We start from the raw sequence: 15,600 nt of genomic DNA, 5'->3' as shown, positions 1-15,600 counted from the left end.
GGGCCGTGCTGTCGGCGGTCGGGACCCGCCGATTAACACTCTGGGTAAGGATTCTGCAAGCAAATCCCAGATCAACTCTCCCCTTTCGGATTAACGTCACATCGGATTCGCCACATTCCGTACATGCTTTCGATGCCAGCCGATCGCCTGCGCGTCGGTCAACGACGAAACCTGGTCCAGCACGACGCGCAGCCGGGCCGCGTCGTCGCCCGCCCGGCTCCAGGCCGAGGCCATCGCCGGATCCAGCGAATCCGGGGCCCGCTCGGACAACGCCCACACCAGCTCGGCCAGCAGCGCCCGCTGCCGTTCCTGCATCCGCAACCGCTGCGGATCGCTCATCACGTACCGCAGCGCGACGGCCTTGAGCACCGCGACCTCGGCCACCACCGGTTCGGGCACGACCAGCTCCGCGCGGTACCTGGTCAGCGGCCCGGGCCCGAAGCGGTCGGCCGTCCCGGTCACCGCCGCGGCCACGAACCGCCCGACTAGTTCGCTGGTGAGCCGCTTCAGCGCGACCTGCGCGCGGAACGTGCCGTCGTAGTCCAGCACCGCGGCCACCACCGGCCACCGCACCAGCTCCGACGCCGCGTATTCGAGCTGCCCGGCGGTGTCCCCCGAACCGTCGCCCCAGAATTGCTTGGCCGCCATCCGGACGATCTCCGCCCGCTCATCGCCGCTGGTCAGCGAGCGCAGCGAGATCCGCCCCGACAGCACCCCGTCCTCGACGTCGTGCACCGAGTAGGCCACGTCGTCAGACCAGTCCATGATCTGGGCCTCCAGGCACCGACGCGCCGATGGCGCGGCTTCGCGCAGCCACTCGAACACCGCCAGGTCGTCCGGGTAGACCCCGAACTTGGCCTGGCCCGGGCGCTTCGGCCACGGGTACTTCGTCGCCGCGTCCAGACAAGCACGGGTCAGGTTCAGGCCGCGGCCAACGTCACCCGATTCGGCCAGCTTCGGCTCCAGCCTGGTGAGGATGCGCAGGGTCTGCGCGTTGCCCTCGAAACCGCCGCAGGCGCCGGCCAGGTCGTTCAGCGCCCGCTCGCCGTTGTGCCCGAACGGCGGGTGCCCGATGTCGTGCGCGAGCCCGGCGGTGTCCACCAGATCCGGATCGGCGCCCAACGCGGCAGCGATGCCCCGCCCGATCTGCGCGACCTCTAGCGAATGGGTCAACCGGGTGCGCGGCACATCGCCCTCTTCCGGGCCCACGACCTGCGTCTTCCCCGCCAACCGGCGCAACGCCGCCGAATGCAGCACCCGCGACCGGTCCCGCGCGAACGGACTCCGGTCGTCGGAACGGGCGCCGACGGGCACCGCGACCTTCGGCAGCTCGGGCAGCAGCCGCCGAAGGTCGTGCGCGTCGTAGCCGGGCATCGCGCCCGTCGGGTCTCCGGAGCTCATCGCGCTCAGATTACGGCCAGAACCCGACACATCACCGCAGCGCAGCGGGGCCTGTCGCGCGCCGCGCCTCAGCCCAGCCCGTCGCCGGAGATCTCGGACGGGGCGTGCGTCAAGCGGTAGTACACGAGTGCGCCGGTTTCCCGGACGATGTACTTGAACTGGACCTCGCGGGTCTGCACCACGGGCCCGGACCGGGCCGGGGACGCCCACGCCGTGAGCCCGAAGTCGCTGGCCATCGTCCGCGCCCGCAGCGAATGCCAGGGGTCGCTCACGATCAGCGCGCTCGTCCAACCGCGCTGCTGAGACAGCTCGGCGACGGCCTGGAGGCTGCCCAGCGTGTCACTGCCGACATCGACGTCCACGATCTTCCCGGAAGGCACTCCGTTACCCATCAACCACTTCTTGCCGGCCTGCGCCTCGGTGTAGGCGTCACCGGGCAACCGGCCGCCGACCGTGACGATGTACTTGGTCAGGCCATCCTGGTAGAGCTCCAAGGCCTGGTCGAGCCTGGCGGCCAGCACGTCCGAGGGCTTGCCGTGGTACTGGGCGGCACCGAGCACGATCACGATGTCGACCGGCCGCCGGTCGTCGGCGCGGGCCACCTGCCACACGCGGAACGCGGTGCCGCCGATCACCAGCAGCACCACCAGCAGGGCACCGACCACCGCACGCCCCAGCAGCCTACCGGCGGGTCGGCGCCGATGGGCGGCTCGATGAGGGCTCACGTTGGCATCCTCGCAGATCTTCGGGAACCGCCGACGGCGATCCGGGTACGGCCACACCGGCGGTTCGACAGGTCCGTAGCACCAACATTCTCAACCGCTCCCAGACGTCGGGCCGACAAGGTCCGAGGACGCCGCCGGCCCGGACCGGTGCACCAAGCTCAGCAGCCGAGCAGGCGGGCCGCCAGGTACTCCTCCAGCTTGTCGATCGCCACCCGCTCCTGCGACATCGTGTCGCGCTCGCGGACGGTGACCGCGAGGTCGGACAGCGAGTCGAAGTCGACCGTGACGCAGAACGGCGTGCCGATCTCGTCCTGCCGCCGGTAGCGGCGACCGATCGCACCGGCGTCGTCGAAGTCGACGTTCCAGTTGCGGCGCAGCTGCGCGGCGATGTCGCGGGCCTTCGGCGACAGCTCGGCGTTGCGCGACAACGGCAGCACCGCCACCTTCACCGGCGCCAACCGGCGGTCCAGCTTCAGCACGACGCGCTTGTCCACGCCGCCCTTGGCGTTCGGCGCCTCGTCCTCGTGGTAGGCGTCGATCAGGAACGCCATCATCGGCCGCCCCACGCCCGCAGCCGGCTCGATCACGTACGGCCGGTACCGGGAGTTGCTCGCCTGGTCGAAGTACGACAGGTCCACGCCCGAATGGTTCGAGTGCGTGGTGAGGTCGAAGTCCGTGCGGTTGGCGATGCCTTCCAGCTCACCCCACTCCTGACCGCCGAACCGGAACCGGTACTCGATGTCGACGGTGCGCTTCGCGTAGTGCGAGAGCTTTTCCTTGGGGTGCTCGTAGGTGCGCAGGTTCTCCGCGTCGATGCCCAGGTCCGAGTACCAGCGGGTGCGCTCGTCGATCCAGTACTGGTGCCACTGCTCGTCCTCGCCGGGCTCGACGAAGAACTCCATCTCCATCTGCTCGAACTCGCGGGTCCGGAAGATGAAGTTGCCGGGCGTGATCTCGTTGCGGAACGACTTGCCGATCTGGCCGATGCCGAACGGCGGCTTCTTACGCGCGGTGGTCATCACGTTCGCGAAGTTGACGAAGATGCCCTGCGCGGTCTCCGGCCGCAGGTAGTGCATCCCCTCCTCGCTCTCCACCGGGCCGAGGAAGGTCTTGAGCATCATGTTGAACTCACGCGGGTCGGTGTACTGGCCGCGGGTTCCGCAGTTCGGGCACGGGACATCGGAGAGGTCGTCCTCGGCGATCTCCTTGCCGGTGCGCTCGGCGTACTCCTCGGCAAGCTGGTCGGCGCGGAAGCGGTGGTGACAGGAGGTGCACTCCACGAGCGGGTCGTGGAACGCGGTGACGTGCCCGGAAGCCTCCCAGACCGGGCGGGGCAGGATCACCGACGAGTCCAGGCCGACGACGTCGTCGCGGCCCTGCACCATCGACTTCCACCACTGGCGCTTGATGTTGTCCTTGAGCTCGACGCCGAGCGGTCCGTAGTCCCAGGCCGACCGCGTACCGCCATAGATCTCGCCGGACGGGTAGACGAAACCACGGCGCTTGCAGAGATTGACGATCGTGTCGATCTGGTCGGCGGGCACGCTCACTCCGGAATCATCACTGGATATACGTCGAACCAGCTGGTCGGGCTGGAGTTTCCCAGCGTACCGATCCCGGACCGGGTGACGTTCGCCCGGGCTGGCCATCGGGTGGCACGAGGCCACCGGCCGGGCGTTTGATTTGAACCTTCACCCTCCCTTGAACACGAGGCGGATTCCTGGCTCCCAGTGCACGATCGCTCAGCGAATGATCGAGCCCTACGCGATCAGCACCAGCCGGGTTGGAACCAGCCCGGTTCACATCAAAGCCAACGGATGGTGCGTGCTTGGTTCTCGCAGCGCACTGACTGCACCTACCCGATCATCGGAGGCTTCAGGCGACAGGTCGGCTCAGGCGTACCCGTAGGATGGGTTCGTGGAGCGTCACTGCACTCAGCCGATGTCACCGCAGGCAGGCGACCCCGCGTCGAGGCTCGCCGGAAAGGAAACGATGCCCGCCGTCAGCCCGGATTCCGAGCCGGCCCGGTCGACTGCGGGCCCCGCCCTGGACAGCACCGCCGACCACGTGCACTCGCCGGAGCGAGCCGCGCACCCGGTGCCGCTGCGGGACCAGCGCGTCCTGGTCGAGGCCGGGGAGCTGCTGCGGGCCCTGGCAGCGCCGGTGCGCATCGCGATCGTCCTGCAGCTGCGGGAGGCGGAGCGCTGCGTGCACGAGCTGGTCGATGCGCTCGGCGTCGCCCAGCCGCTGATCAGCCAGCACCTGCGGGTGCTGAAGTCCGCCGGGGTCGTCCACGGCGAGCGGCACGGCCGGGAGGTCGTCTACCGGCTCGTGGACGAGCACCTGGCGCATATCGTGGTGGATGCCGCCGCGCACGCGGAGGAGATCTCCGGCACCCGGTCGCGCGGTCCGGCGCCACGTTCCATCGCAACCCGACAGGAGACGGAGACAGCGTGACCACCGGCGAGGGTCCCACGGTCGGCGTACCGGGACTGCGGGCCACCAAGCAACGAGCGGCCGTGTCGAACCTGCTGGACCAGGTCAACGATTTCCGCTCCGCCCAGGAACTGCACGAGGCGCTGCGGCGGCAGGGCGAGGGCATCGGCCTGACCACGGTCTACCGCACGCTGCAAACCCTGGTCGACGCGGGAGAGGTCGACGTGCTGCGCACCCCGTCCGGCGAGGCGGTGTACCGGCGGTGCTCCAGCCACCACCACCATCACCTGGTGTGCCGGCACTGCAGCCGGACCGTAGAGGTGGCCGACCCGCCGGTGGAGAACTGGGCCGAGCGGATCGGCCAGGAACACGGCTTCTCCGAAGTAAGCCACACGGTGGAGATCATCGGCACCTGCCCGGACTGCACCGCCCGAGGCTTCTGATACTGGCGGCGATTTTGCACCGGATGTGGCCTGGTCAGTACTCGTAGGTGTCCTGCGGGGTTGGGATCGGGCGGATCAGCACCGTTTCCAGCGTCGGGACGTAGTCGTTGGCTTCCGTGGCCGTTCCCGGTCGCAGCTTGCCCGTCACCTCGATCCAGGTGTCCGCCGGGAGCTCCGCCGCTTGCGCGGCGGCCGCGAGGTCGACCTTCACCGGGGCCGCGTCCGCGGCGCAGCAGCTGATGCGCATCCTCGCGAGCTGCGTCGTTCCCGGTGTCGGATGCACCACGAAGCCCTGGAGGCGCACTGCCCGGCCGTTCAGCGCACCGCTGTCGTCCCAGATGACGCGGGTGACGAACTCCGACATGCTCAGCAGCGGCGCCTGCTCGGGCGGCAGGTTCGGGAACAGGGATTCCTTCGGCGCCGCCGGTGCCGTCATACGGTCGCGGGTCACCGAGTCGGAGCCGAGGGCGGGCGGGGCGATCAGAAAGATCGCGAACACCGGCAGCAGCAGCATCCAGGGACTGCGCGAGTTGTGCTCGTGCCGTTCGGGCCCGCCGGCCCGGATGTCGCGGACGATCGCGAACGCCGACAGCGCGACCATGACCACCCCCGCGACGACCAGCCACGGGAACAGCGCGGGCTTGACGTAGCGGAGATAGCTGCCGCCCAAGGCGATCTTGAGCAGCGCGCCGCCCAGCAGGAACAGCAGCAGGTTCTGCGTTTCCCGGCGCATCACGCACCTCCCAGCAGCAGGGCGCCGACGGCAACCGCGCAGCCGACGGCGACGACGAACGTGGCGGGTGCGAACCGGGCGGCGAAGCGGCGGCCGAAGGCACCGGACTGCAGCGCGATCAGCTTGAGGTCCACGGCCGGCCCGACGACCAGGAACACCAGCTTCGGGATCAGCGGCAGGCCCGGCATCGAAGCCACTACGAACGCGTCGGCCTCGCTGCACAGCGCGAGGACCACCGCGAGCACCGCCATGACCAGCACACCCAGCACCAGCTGACCGCCGAGCGACTCCAGCCAGGCCGCAGGCACCAGGACATTGAACACCGCGGACGTCAGGCCGCCGAGCACCAGGAATCCGCCCGCCTCGACCAGATCGTGCCGAGCGGACTCGGCGAACACCATCCACCGGCTGCCGGATCCGCGGTGCGCCTCGACCCGCTGCAGCGCCCGCTCGGCGAGCCATTCCGCCTTGCCGAGCCGGGCCCAGAGCCAGCCCATCACGCACGCGGTCAGCAGTGACCCGAGGAATCGCGCCACCACCATCAGCGGCTCGTCCGGGAAGGCGACCGTGGTGGAGACCAGGACGATCGGGTTCACCGCCGGGGCGGCCAGCAGGAAGGCGAGCGCCGCGGCCGGTGCGACGCCCTGCTGCATCAGCCGTCGCGCCACCGGCACCGAAGCGCACTCACAGCCCGGCAACGCCACGCCCGCGACACCAGCCACCGGCACCGCGGCGGCGGGGTTGGCGGGCAGCAGCCGACGCAGCGCCTCCGGCGGGACGAACGCCGCGATCAACCCGCTGACCAGCACGCCGAGCACCAGGAACGGCATGGCCTGCACGCAGACGGCGACGAACACGGTCGAGCCGGTGCGGAGCGCAGGGACGTCGAGCAGTGCACTCAGCTGCTGCTGGAACACCGCCGCGACGACCAGCAGGCCGCAGAGCACCTCCAACGAGGTGATGCTGGGGCGCCGCGTGCGCGGCGGGTCGGCGATCTCGGTCACCGGATCATCGTGCCAGTTCGAACTGATAATCGTTCGCACTAGGGGGCGAAAACACCACCACGACCCCCGGTACCGACACCATCGCCCCTGCTTAAGCGGCGCGCTTGCCGCCGGACCGACACACCGGCGGATCCCCCGGTTCCGTGACGACCCGCAATTTCAATGGAAATCGAAGGTCCGATTTCCATTGAAATTGCGGTCCCCCGGTCTGGTGCCCGGGCCGTTAGTTGGTAGTGCCCTCGGATTCGGTCAGCAGCTCGGTGCGCAGTTGAGACGCCGTCGCGACCACCAGCATCAGCAGGGTGCCCAGCGGCGTCGCCGCCATCCCCTCCGCGGGGAAGGCGTAGCGCAGGGTCACGTCCATGCCGCGCTCGGTGCGGACCACCCCGAGCGTGCCGAACAGGCCCTGCCCCGCACGTTCCGCGACCGACTGCGCGAGCTCGTCGGTGGGCGGCAGGTCCCAGGCGACCACGCAGGTCAGGCTCAGCACCGTCAGCCCCTCGGCGAGCTGCATCGCCTGCACGGCGCACGGGACGTCGGAGTGCCGGAAGGTGAGCGCGCCGTCGTCGTCGACGTGCACGTCGTGGTAGTTCTCCAGCGCTTCCTTCGCCGCGGTCAACAACCGCGCGGTGGCGGCGGCTTCCTGGGTCATCAATTGCCCTCCCGAGCGGCATCGGCGGGCTCACCGGCCGCCGCCCTGTCGATGGCCCCGCCGAACCGCCGGTCCCGGCGCGCGTATGCCTCGCACGCGCTCCACAGGTGCCGGCGGTCCACGTCGGGGAACAGCGTGTCCTGGAAGACGAGCTCCGCGTAGGCGGCCTGCCAGAGCATGAAGTTCGAGGTCCGTTGCTCGCCGGACGGCCGGATGAACAGGTCCACGTCCGGCATCTCCGGCTGGTACAGGTACCGGGCGAGGGTGCGCTCGTCCACCCGCTCCGGGTTGATCTTGCCCGCCGCCGCCAACCTGGCGATCTCGCGTGCGGCATCGCCGATCTCGGCCCGGCCGCCGTAGTTGACGCACATGGTCAGGTTCATGACCTCGTTGTGCTGCGTGCGGACCTCAGCGGCCTGCAGCTCGTTCACCACGCTGCGCCACAGCCGTGGCTTGCGGCCCGCCCAGCGCACCCGCACGCCCATCTCGTCGAGTTCGTCGACGCGTCGCCGGATCACGTCGCGGTTGAACCCCATCAGGAACCGGACCTCGTCCGGGCTGCGCTTCCAGTTCTCGGTGGAGAAGGCGTACAGCGACAGCCACTTGACGCCGATCTCGATCGCGCCCCTGGCCAGCTCCAGCACGACCGCCTCGCCGCGCTTGTGCCCCTCGATGCGCGGCAGCCCGCGCTCGTTGGCCCAGCGGCCGTTGCCGTCCATCACGATGGCGACGTGCTTGGGCACGAATTCCGGCGGCAACGCCGGCGGCTTCGCGCCGGAGGCGTGCGGTTCCGGCGTCCGCACGGTCGGGTCGTCCTTGCCCCGCCCACGGCGTCGCAACATAACTGGGTTCTCCTTCGGACTGCTGGGCGTGCGTGCTCATTGTCCTCGCCCCGGTCGGTCATCGGTTCAGCGCCCGTCCTCGGCGGCGGCGACCAGCGTGGCATCGGCCGCGCGCTCCTGGATCAGCTCCGGCACCGTCCGCTCGACCAGCGGCAACGACCGCAACTGCCGTTCCATGTGCCACTGCAGGTGCGCCGCGATCAAGCCGCTGGCCTCCCTGCGGACCGAGTTCGAGGCAGTCTCCGCAGACGGCCAGTCACCGTGCAGCAGGCATTCCATCAGCGGCAAGGTTTGCACCGAGGGCCGCACCGAACCGGCCGGCCGGCACCGGACGCACACCGCGCCGCCGGCCTGCACGTTGAACGCGGCGTGCGGGCCCGCTTCACCGCAGCGCGCGCACTCGGCGAGCGCCGGCGCCCAGCCCGCGAAGGACATCGCGCGGAGCAAGAAGGCGTCCAGCACCTGCGAGGAATCGCGTTCCCGCCCGGCGAGCGCGCGCAGCGCGCCGATGGCGAGCAGGTAGAGCCGCAGCACCGGCTCGCCTTCTTCGGCGGCCAGCCGGTCGACGGTCTCCAGCACCGCGCAAGCCGCGGTGTAGCGCTGGTATTCATCGACGATGTGCACGCCGAACGCGTCCACGGTCTGCACCTGGGTGATCACGTCGAGCGTGCGACCGGTGTAGAGCTGCACGTCGATGTGGCAGAACGGCTCGACCCGCGCGCCGAAGCGCGACGTCGTCCGGCGCACGCCTTTGGCAACAGCCCTGACTTTCCCGTACCGCCGGGTGAGCAGGGTTATGATCCGGTCTGCCTCGCCCAGCTTCTGCACCCGCAGCACGACCGCGGTATCCCGGTAGAGGCTCACCTCCCCATCGTCGCACCTTCGTGCGGGTTCCCCGCCGCGAAGGCGGCGATTCGAGGGATCCGGCTCGCGTCCTGGAACGTCCCAGGTGTGCGCCGCCAATCGCTGAGAGGAAGAGATGACCTACCCGCACGACCCGCAGAACCCGTACCAGCAGCAGGTACCGATCGTCGTCGGGCCGGGTTATCCGATGATGCCGCGCAACAACGGCATGGCCATCGCCTCGATGTGCGTTTCGCTGGCGGCGATCTTCACCTGCTACGGCGCGATCCTCATCGGGCCGGTCGGTGCGATCCTGGGCCACGTCTCGATGCGCGAGATCAATCGGAATCCGCAGGCCTACACGAACCGCGCCATGGCGCTGACGGGCATCATCGTCGGGTGGGTCGTGCCCGCGCTCTGGGTGCTGTTCATCACGTTCATGATCCTGGCCGCGACCGGTGTCCTCGGCAGCGGCCTGCAGAGCTCGTTCAACGACTAAACGTAGAGCGCTGTGAACGGCGGGAACGGCAGGTTCCTGATCACCGCCCAGACGGCGATCAGGACCAGCCCCGCCATCGGGGACCAGCGCCACTGCTCCCAGGTCGGGATGCGCCGCCCCTGCCAGCGGCCCAGCACCCAGGCGCCCCAGGTCCACAGGAAGAACGGGATGAACGCGATCAGCGCCGCGTTGTAGTGCAGCGCCGACAGCACGTCGCCGTGCAGCAGGCTGTAGAACATGCGCGTCGCGCCGCAGCCCGGGCAGTCGAGCCCGGTCAGCCACTTGACCGGGCACGGCGGCAGCGGGAAACCCGCGTCGGACGTCGGGTCGGCGGCCAGCACGACACCGGCCGCCGCACAGCCGACGAGCACCGTCGCCGCCGGGAGCAGCATGGTGCGCAGCCGCGTCGCGGTCATTGCGTCGTTGCTACCAGGCTGCCGATGAGGACGGCGTAGACGATGAAGAAGACGACGTAGGCGAGGATCAGCAGCCCGTAGGCGCTGGCGCCTACGATGATGCCGATCTTGCCCCACTTCTTGGCCTCGGCCGCGGCGAGCTGAGCCTGGTCGAACTGGCCCTGGGCCCACAACGAGTTGACCGCCAGCGACTTGATCAACGACGGGATCCCGAAGGGCCAGCACACGAGGATGCCGCCGATGGCCCACCCCAGGTTGTTGTTCACCGGCACCGGGGTGTATCCGAACTGCGCCGCGTAGGGGCCCGGCCCCGGCTGAGGAGGTGGCGGTGGCGGTAGCGGCTGCTGCGCCGGCAAGCCGGCGGGGTCGGACGGTTCGGTCATGGCCTCACCAGGGGACTCGAGCATGCCGTTGCGGCCAGCGCTCGGCTGGCCGCAACCACACGACTTTGATCAGTACGAGGACGAGCTCACCGAAGCGGCGATGATGATGCCGAAGATCACGTAGAGCAGGATGATCAGGACCCACCAGGCGGCACCTGCGATGATCCCGATCTTGCCCCACTTCTTGGCGTCGTCCGCGGCCGCCTGAGCCTGCGCGTACTGGCCCTGGGCCCACAGGTTCTGCACCGAGGTGGCCTTGATCAGGGACGGGATCGCGAAGGGCCAGCACAGGAAGATCGAACCGATGCCCCAGCCGATGTTGTTGTTCGGTGGGGCACCACCCATTCCGGGCTGCGGCGCGTAGGGGTTCGCCTGACCGTACGGGTCGGGCTGGCCGTAGGGCTGCTGCGGCATCGGGCCCGACGGCGGACCGTATCCGCCCGGCTGCTGGCCGTACGGCTGCTGCGGGTTGGGCTCCGAGGGCGGGCCGCCATAGGGATTAGTCACGATTTTTCCTTTTAGTGGTCAACAAAAGAAGCCGATGTGTCCTTGCCGTGCGCAAAGACCGGCCAGCAACGTACCTGAGACGCACACGCATTTCGGCGGGTTCCCGGGAATCCGCCGCGAAGTTGTGATCAGAACCCCAGTTTGCGCAGCTGCTTCGGGTCGCGTTGCCAATCTTTGGCGACTTTCACGTGAAGATCAAGGTAGATCTTGGTGCCCAGCAGCGCCTGGATGTGCTTGCGCGCCTGGGTGCCGACCGCGCGCAGCCGCTCCCCGCCGCGGCCGATGACGATCGACTTCTGGCTGGAGCGCTCGACGTAGAGCACCGCGTGCACGTCGATCAGGTCGTCGCGGTCTTCGCGGGGGATCATCTCCTCGATGGTCACGGCCAGCGAGTGCGGCAGTTCGTCGCGCACCCCCTCCAGCGCCGCCTCCCGGATCAGCTCGGCGATGAGCGTCGTCTCCGGTTCGTCGGTCAGCTCGCCGTCCGGGTAGAGCTGCGGGCCCTCCGGCAGCTGTCCGACCAGCAGATCGGCCAGCACGTCGACCTGGAAGGAGTCCACTGCGGACACCGGCACCAGTTCGGCGAACTCCATCACCTGCTGCAGGTCGAGCAGCTGCTGCGCCACCTGGTCCTTGCCGACCAGGTCCGTCTTGGTGACGATGCCCAGTACCGGGGTGCGGCGGGACACCTTCTTCAGCTGCTCGGCGATGAACCGGTCCCCCGGGCCCACCTTCTGGTCGGCGGGCACGCAGAATCCCACCACGTCCACTTCGGACCACGTCTCGTAAACCAGGTCGTTGAGCCGCCGCCCAAGCAGCGTGCGCGGCCGGTGCAGGCCGGGGGTGTCCACGATGATCAGCTGCGCGTCGGGGCGGTGCACGATGCCGCGGATGGCGTGCCGGGTGGTCTGCGGCTTGCTCGAGGTGATCGCCACCTTGGAGCCGACCAGGCGGTTCGTCAGCGTCGACTTCCCCGCGTTGGGGCGGCCGACGAAGCAGGCGAATCCGGAGCGGTGCACATCTGCGGAGCTGGTCACCGCACCATTGTGACCGGCCCGCCCTGGCCGCAGCACAGTGGGCGTGCGACCCGGGCGCCTGCGGCCGGGGAGGCACCCGGTGCCGCAATTTCAATGGAAATCAGAGGTCCGATTTCCATTGAAATTGCGGAAGTTGTCCACAGCCTTCGGCGTGTCGGGGAACGACACGCCGAAAGTTCGCAACTTCCATTGAAATTGCGCCCAGGATCGGCGCTCCGACGACCCGGGACTGGGTTACGCCTGGAGAACGCCTGCGACGGTGCCCGTGGCGTCCGCGCGGAGGATCGTCGCCGTGCTGGTGAGGTCGCGGACCGCAGCCGCGGAGTCGGCGTCGACGGAGTCGGCGTCGGTGACGACCGCAGCCGCCTCCAGCCCCTCGGCGCCGCTGGCGACCGCCGCCGCCACCGCCGCCTGCAGGGCCGTCAGCCGCAGGGACGGGAGGACCACCGTGCACGCCGCGTAGGTCCGGCCGTCGGTGTCGCGCACCGCTGCTCCCTCGGCCGCTCCGGTGCGGGCCCGGGACGCCCGCGCGAGCGTGACGATCTTGGCGTCCTCCGGGTCGATCTCCTGCGGGGCCACCGATTCGACGTGCTCAGCCACGGGCGTTGCTTCCTTCCTGGTCGGCACCGCGCAGCGGTGCTTGATCTGCGTTCACCGGGCGGACGAGCAGCGCGTTGATGCGAATCCGCCCGCGGTGGTCCTTGCCGCCCTCGGCGCGCAGCCGCAGCCCGGCGATCTCGGTCTCCGCCCCGGGCAGTGGCACCCGGCCGAGGCGCTGCGCCAGCAGCCCGCCGACCGTCTCCACGTCGGAGTCGTCGAGCTCCACGCCGAACAGCTCGCCTAGGTCTTCGACCGGCAGCCGCGAGCTGACCCGGACGGTGCCGTCGTCGAGCCACTCGATGGGGCGGTGCTCCTCCAGGTCGGACTCGTCGGTGATCTCGCCGACGATCTCCTCGATGATGTCCTCGATGGTCAGCAGCCCGGCGGTACCGCCGTACTCGTCGACCGCGATGGCCAGGTGGCTGCGGGACAGCTGCATCTCACCGAGCAGCTCGTCCAACCGCTTGGTGTCCGGCACGAAGCTCGCCGGGCGCATCAGCTCCGCCACCGCCGGACCGGCCTCGTCGCGAGCATCCAGCACGGCGCGGGTCAGGTCTTTGAGGGTCACCACGCCGACGATGTCGTCGACGCTCTCGCCGATCACCGGGACGCGGGAGAACCCGGAGCGCAAGCACAGCGCCAGCGCCTGCCGGGCGGACTTGGTCTGCTCGATCCAGATGATCTCGGTGCGCGGCACCATCACCTCGCGGGCGAGGGTGTCGCCGAGCTCGAAGACCGAGTGGATCATCTCCCGCTCGCCCGCGGCCACCACGCCGCGCTCGCCGGCGAGGTCGACCAGCTCGCGCAGCTCCACCTCGGTGGAGAACGGGCCTTCCCGGAAGCCCTTGCCGGGGGTGATCATGTTCCCGATCAGGATCAGCAGCCTGGTCAGCGGGTTGAGCAGCCTGGCCAGCACCCGCACCGGCGCCGCCACCTTGAGCCCGATGCCGTAGGGGTGCTGCCGGCCGAGGGTGCGCGGGCCGACGCCGACCAGCACGTAGGACGCCACCAGCATGATCAGCCCGGCGATCACCACCGCCCAGGCCTCGGAGTTGGCCATCCGGATGGCGACCACGGTGACCAGCACCGTGGCGCCCATCTCGCACGCCAGCCGCAGCAACAGCAGCAGGTTGACGTGCCGGGGCCGGTCCGCGAGCAGCTGCGCGAGCTGCTTGGCGCCGCCGCGCCCCTCGCGGACCAGCTCGTCGACGCGGGCCCGGGAAGCCACGGCGATGGCGGACTCGGAGGCCGCGAAGACCCCGGCCGCCAGCACCAGCAGCACCGCGATGATCAGGAACGCAGTGGAACTGGTCGAGGCCACCGCCACTCCCCTAGTTGGTGGCGGCCGGGCCGCCCTGCGGCGGCTCCGGCTCGTCCAGCCCGACGGCACCCAGCACCCTGGCGTCCGCACTACGCTGCGCGGCCGCCCGCTCGGCCTCGCCGCGGGCTTCGCGGTACTCGGCCAGGATGCGGTTCTGCAGGCCGAACATCTCCCGCTCCTCCTCCGGCTCGGCGTGGTCGTAGCCGAGCAGGTGGAGCACGCCGTGCACGGTGAGCAGGTGCAACTCGTCCAGCAGGCTGTGCCCGGCCTTGCGGGCCTGGTCCTTGGCGAACGCCGGGCAGAGCACGATGTCGCCCAGCAGCGCCGGCCCGGAGCCGGCGGAGTCGGGGCGGCGGGCCGAGTCGTATTCGTCCATCGGGAACGACATCACGTCGGTGGGACCGGGCAGGTCCATCCACCGCTCGTGCAGGTCGGCCATCACGTCGAGCTCCACCAGCACGATGGACAGCTCGGCGAGCTGGCTGACGCTCATCTTGTCAAGGGCGAAGCGGGCGACCGAGACGATGGTCGCCTCGGGCACTGCGACGCCGGATTCGTTGGCGATCTCGATGCTCATGCACGTCCCCGTCGATGCCCGTTTCGCCGCTCCGACCGGTCGTGGTGGTCGGCGTCCTCCAGCGCGTGCCAGCGGTCGTAGGCGTTGACGATGTCGGTGACCAGCCGGTGCCGCACCACGTCGTGGCTGTCCAGCAGGGCGAAGTGCACGTCGTCGACGCCGTCCAGGATCTGCTGCACGATCTTCAGACCGCTGCGCTGCCCGCCGGGCAGGTCGATCTGCGTGACGTCCCCGGTCACCACGATCTTGGAGCCGAAGCCCAGCCTGGTCAGGAACATCTTCATCTGCTCGGGCGTGGTGTTCTGCGCCTCGTCGAGGATGATGAACGCGTCATTAAGAGTACGGCCACGCATGTAGGCCAGCGGCGCGATCTCGATCGTGCCCGCCTGCGTCAGCCGGGGCACCGACTCCGGGTCGACCATGTCGTGCAGCGCGTCGTACAGCGGCCGCAGGTAGGGGTCGATCTTCTCGTAGAGGGTTCCCGGCAGGAACCCGAGCCGCTCACCCGCCTCGACTGCGGGGCGGGTGAGGATGATCCGGTTGACCTGCTTGGCCTGCAGTGCCTGCACCGCCTTGGCCATCGCCAGGTACGTCTTGCCGGTACCGGCGGGGCCGATGCCGAACACCACGGTGTGGTCGTCGATGGCGTCGACGTAGCGCTTCTGGTTGAGGGTCTTGGGACGGATCGTCCGGCCGCGCCGGGACACGATGTCGAGGCTGAGTACATCGGCCGGCGACTCGTTGTGGTCGGACGAGAGCATCCCGACGCTGCGGCGGACAATGTCGGGCGTGAGCGGGCTGCCCTTGGCGATCAGCGCGATCAGCTCGGCGAACACCCGTTCGGCGAACGCGACCTCCGCGGGATCCCCGGACAGCGTCACCTCGTTGCCCCGGACATGGACATCGGCGGTGAGCAGATCCTCCACGACCCGGAGGTTCTCGTCCCTGGATCCGACCAGCGTCAGCACGACGTCGTCGGGAACGGTCACCTTCGACTGCGCTGTTGCCTGCTGCGCTGCGGTCTGGGAGTGCTCTCCGGACTGGGCGGCAGCTCCACCCGCTGCAATACCGGCCACGTGTGTTCGGGCCTGCTTTCTGCGCATTCGCGCGGGTCGTTCGGTCAGTTCTCCCTGGCGTCGATGGTAGTCCACCCGGCAATCAGATTGCCGCCGTCACCGCCA

Annotated in this window: 19 protein-coding genes; 3 read left to right on the top strand and 16 right to left on the bottom strand. The window is 69.5% G+C overall.

Features of this window, described 5'->3' with window-relative positions; genetic code table 11:
* Positions 1-96 precede the first annotated feature (96 nt).
* From FDZ84_RS19450 to FDZ84_RS19440, 3 genes are all read right to left on the bottom strand, one after another.
* Positions 97-1,401 (bottom strand): deoxyguanosinetriphosphate triphosphohydrolase, encoded by a 1,305-nt coding sequence (locus FDZ84_RS19450; protein ID WP_246868281.1) that lies wholly within the window; start codon positions 1,399-1,401, stop codon positions 97-99.
* A 68-nt stretch (positions 1,402-1,469) separates the two neighbouring features.
* Positions 1,470-2,126: a YdcF family protein gene (locus tag FDZ84_RS19445; RefSeq protein ID WP_210434999.1), complete on the bottom strand. Its 657-nt coding sequence runs from the start codon at positions 2,124-2,126 to the stop codon at positions 1,470-1,472.
* Between the two features lie 158 nt (positions 2,127-2,284).
* The gene (locus FDZ84_RS19440; RefSeq protein ID WP_168590185.1) at positions 2,285-3,670 is read right to left on the bottom strand and encodes a glycine--tRNA ligase; all 1,386 of its coding nucleotides are present in this window, start codon (positions 3,668-3,670) and stop codon (positions 2,285-2,287) included.
* Positions 3,671-4,118: 448 nt separating this feature from the next.
* On the opposite strand from FDZ84_RS19440, the gene FDZ84_RS19435 reads away from it, so the two are divergent.
* Positions 4,119-4,583, top strand: coding sequence for a metalloregulator ArsR/SmtB family transcription factor (locus FDZ84_RS19435; RefSeq protein ID WP_168587074.1), 465 nt, complete (start codon positions 4,119-4,121; stop codon positions 4,581-4,583).
* Positions 4,580-5,005, top strand: a complete 426-nt coding sequence (locus FDZ84_RS19430; protein ID WP_168587073.1) for a Fur family transcriptional regulator — start codon at positions 4,580-4,582, stop codon at positions 5,003-5,005. Before FDZ84_RS19435 ends, FDZ84_RS19430 begins: the two co-directional genes overlap by 4 nt.
* Before the next feature lie 34 nt (positions 5,006-5,039).
* On the opposite strand, the gene FDZ84_RS19425 is transcribed toward FDZ84_RS19430, so the two are convergent.
* From FDZ84_RS19425 to recO, 5 genes are all read right to left on the bottom strand, one after another.
* Positions 5,040-5,738: a TIGR03943 family protein gene (locus FDZ84_RS19425; RefSeq protein ID WP_168587072.1), complete on the bottom strand. Its 699-nt coding sequence runs from the start codon at positions 5,736-5,738 to the stop codon at positions 5,040-5,042.
* On the bottom strand, positions 5,738-6,742 hold the full coding sequence (locus tag FDZ84_RS19420; RefSeq protein ID WP_168587071.1) for a permease: 1,005 nt from the start codon (positions 6,740-6,742) through the stop codon (positions 5,738-5,740). Before FDZ84_RS19420 ends, FDZ84_RS19425 begins: the two co-directional genes overlap by 1 nt.
* Positions 6,743-6,965: 223 nt before the next feature.
* Positions 6,966-7,394, bottom strand: a complete 429-nt coding sequence (locus tag FDZ84_RS19415) for a hypothetical protein (RefSeq protein ID WP_168587070.1) — start codon at positions 7,392-7,394, stop codon at positions 6,966-6,968.
* A complete protein-coding gene (locus tag FDZ84_RS19410; protein WP_168587069.1) occupies positions 7,394-8,236 on the bottom strand; it encodes an isoprenyl transferase in 843 nt (280 codons plus the stop codon). The genes FDZ84_RS19415 and FDZ84_RS19410 overlap by 1 nt, the downstream gene beginning before the upstream one ends.
* A 66-nt stretch (positions 8,237-8,302) precedes the next feature.
* Positions 8,303-9,100, bottom strand: coding sequence for a DNA repair protein RecO (recO, locus tag FDZ84_RS19405; RefSeq protein WP_168587068.1), 798 nt, complete (start codon positions 9,098-9,100; stop codon positions 8,303-8,305).
* A gap of 115 nt (positions 9,101-9,215) precedes the next feature.
* Here recO and FDZ84_RS19400 point away from each other — a divergent pair, with 115 nt between their 5' ends.
* Positions 9,216-9,578 (top strand): DUF4190 domain-containing protein, encoded by a 363-nt coding sequence (locus FDZ84_RS19400; protein ID WP_010695661.1) that lies wholly within the window; start codon positions 9,216-9,218, stop codon positions 9,576-9,578.
* Here the strand turns inward: FDZ84_RS19400 and FDZ84_RS19395 are convergent.
* The 8 genes from FDZ84_RS19395 to FDZ84_RS19360 form a co-directional block, all read right to left on the bottom strand.
* The gene (locus FDZ84_RS19395; protein WP_168587067.1) at positions 9,575-9,994 is read right to left on the bottom strand and encodes a DUF2752 domain-containing protein; all 420 of its coding nucleotides are present in this window, start codon (positions 9,992-9,994) and stop codon (positions 9,575-9,577) included. The two genes, FDZ84_RS19400 and FDZ84_RS19395, sit on opposite strands and share 4 nt — an antisense overlap.
* A complete protein-coding gene (locus FDZ84_RS19390; RefSeq protein ID WP_168587066.1) occupies positions 9,991-10,377 on the bottom strand; it encodes a CD225/dispanin family protein in 387 nt (128 codons plus the stop codon). Before FDZ84_RS19390 ends, FDZ84_RS19395 begins: the two co-directional genes overlap by 4 nt.
* A gap of 69 nt (positions 10,378-10,446) precedes the next feature.
* Positions 10,447-10,884, bottom strand: coding sequence for a CD225/dispanin family protein (locus tag FDZ84_RS19385; RefSeq protein WP_168587065.1), 438 nt, complete (start codon positions 10,882-10,884; stop codon positions 10,447-10,449).
* 128 nt (positions 10,885-11,012) lie between these two features.
* Entirely contained in the window at positions 11,013-11,921 is a 909-nt protein-coding gene (gene era, locus FDZ84_RS19380; RefSeq protein ID WP_168587064.1) for a GTPase Era, read from the bottom strand.
* A gap of 234 nt (positions 11,922-12,155) precedes the next feature.
* Entirely contained in the window at positions 12,156-12,521 is a 366-nt protein-coding gene (locus tag FDZ84_RS19375; protein WP_168587063.1) for a cytidine deaminase, read from the bottom strand.
* Positions 12,514-13,842 (bottom strand): hemolysin family protein, encoded by a 1,329-nt coding sequence (locus tag FDZ84_RS19370; RefSeq protein ID WP_168587062.1) that lies wholly within the window; start codon positions 13,840-13,842, stop codon positions 12,514-12,516. Before FDZ84_RS19370 ends, FDZ84_RS19375 begins: the two co-directional genes overlap by 8 nt.
* 10 nt (positions 13,843-13,852) lie before the next feature.
* Entirely contained in the window at positions 13,853-14,419 is a 567-nt protein-coding gene (gene ybeY, locus FDZ84_RS19365) for an rRNA maturation RNase YbeY (protein ID WP_168587061.1), read from the bottom strand.
* Positions 14,416-15,522, bottom strand: coding sequence for a PhoH family protein (locus FDZ84_RS19360; protein WP_371812633.1), 1,107 nt, complete (start codon positions 15,520-15,522; stop codon positions 14,416-14,418). The genes ybeY and FDZ84_RS19360 overlap by 4 nt, the downstream gene beginning before the upstream one ends.
* Positions 15,523-15,600: the final 78 nt, after the last annotated feature.

The organism is Saccharopolyspora sp. ASAGF58, assembly GCF_012277335.1.
In the GTDB taxonomy this organism is placed as follows: domain Bacteria; phylum Actinomycetota; class Actinomycetes; order Mycobacteriales; family Pseudonocardiaceae; genus Saccharopolyspora; species Saccharopolyspora hattusasensis.
The sequence above is the reverse complement of the archived record's forward strand: the minus strand, read 5'-3'. Positions and strand labels throughout refer to the sequence as shown.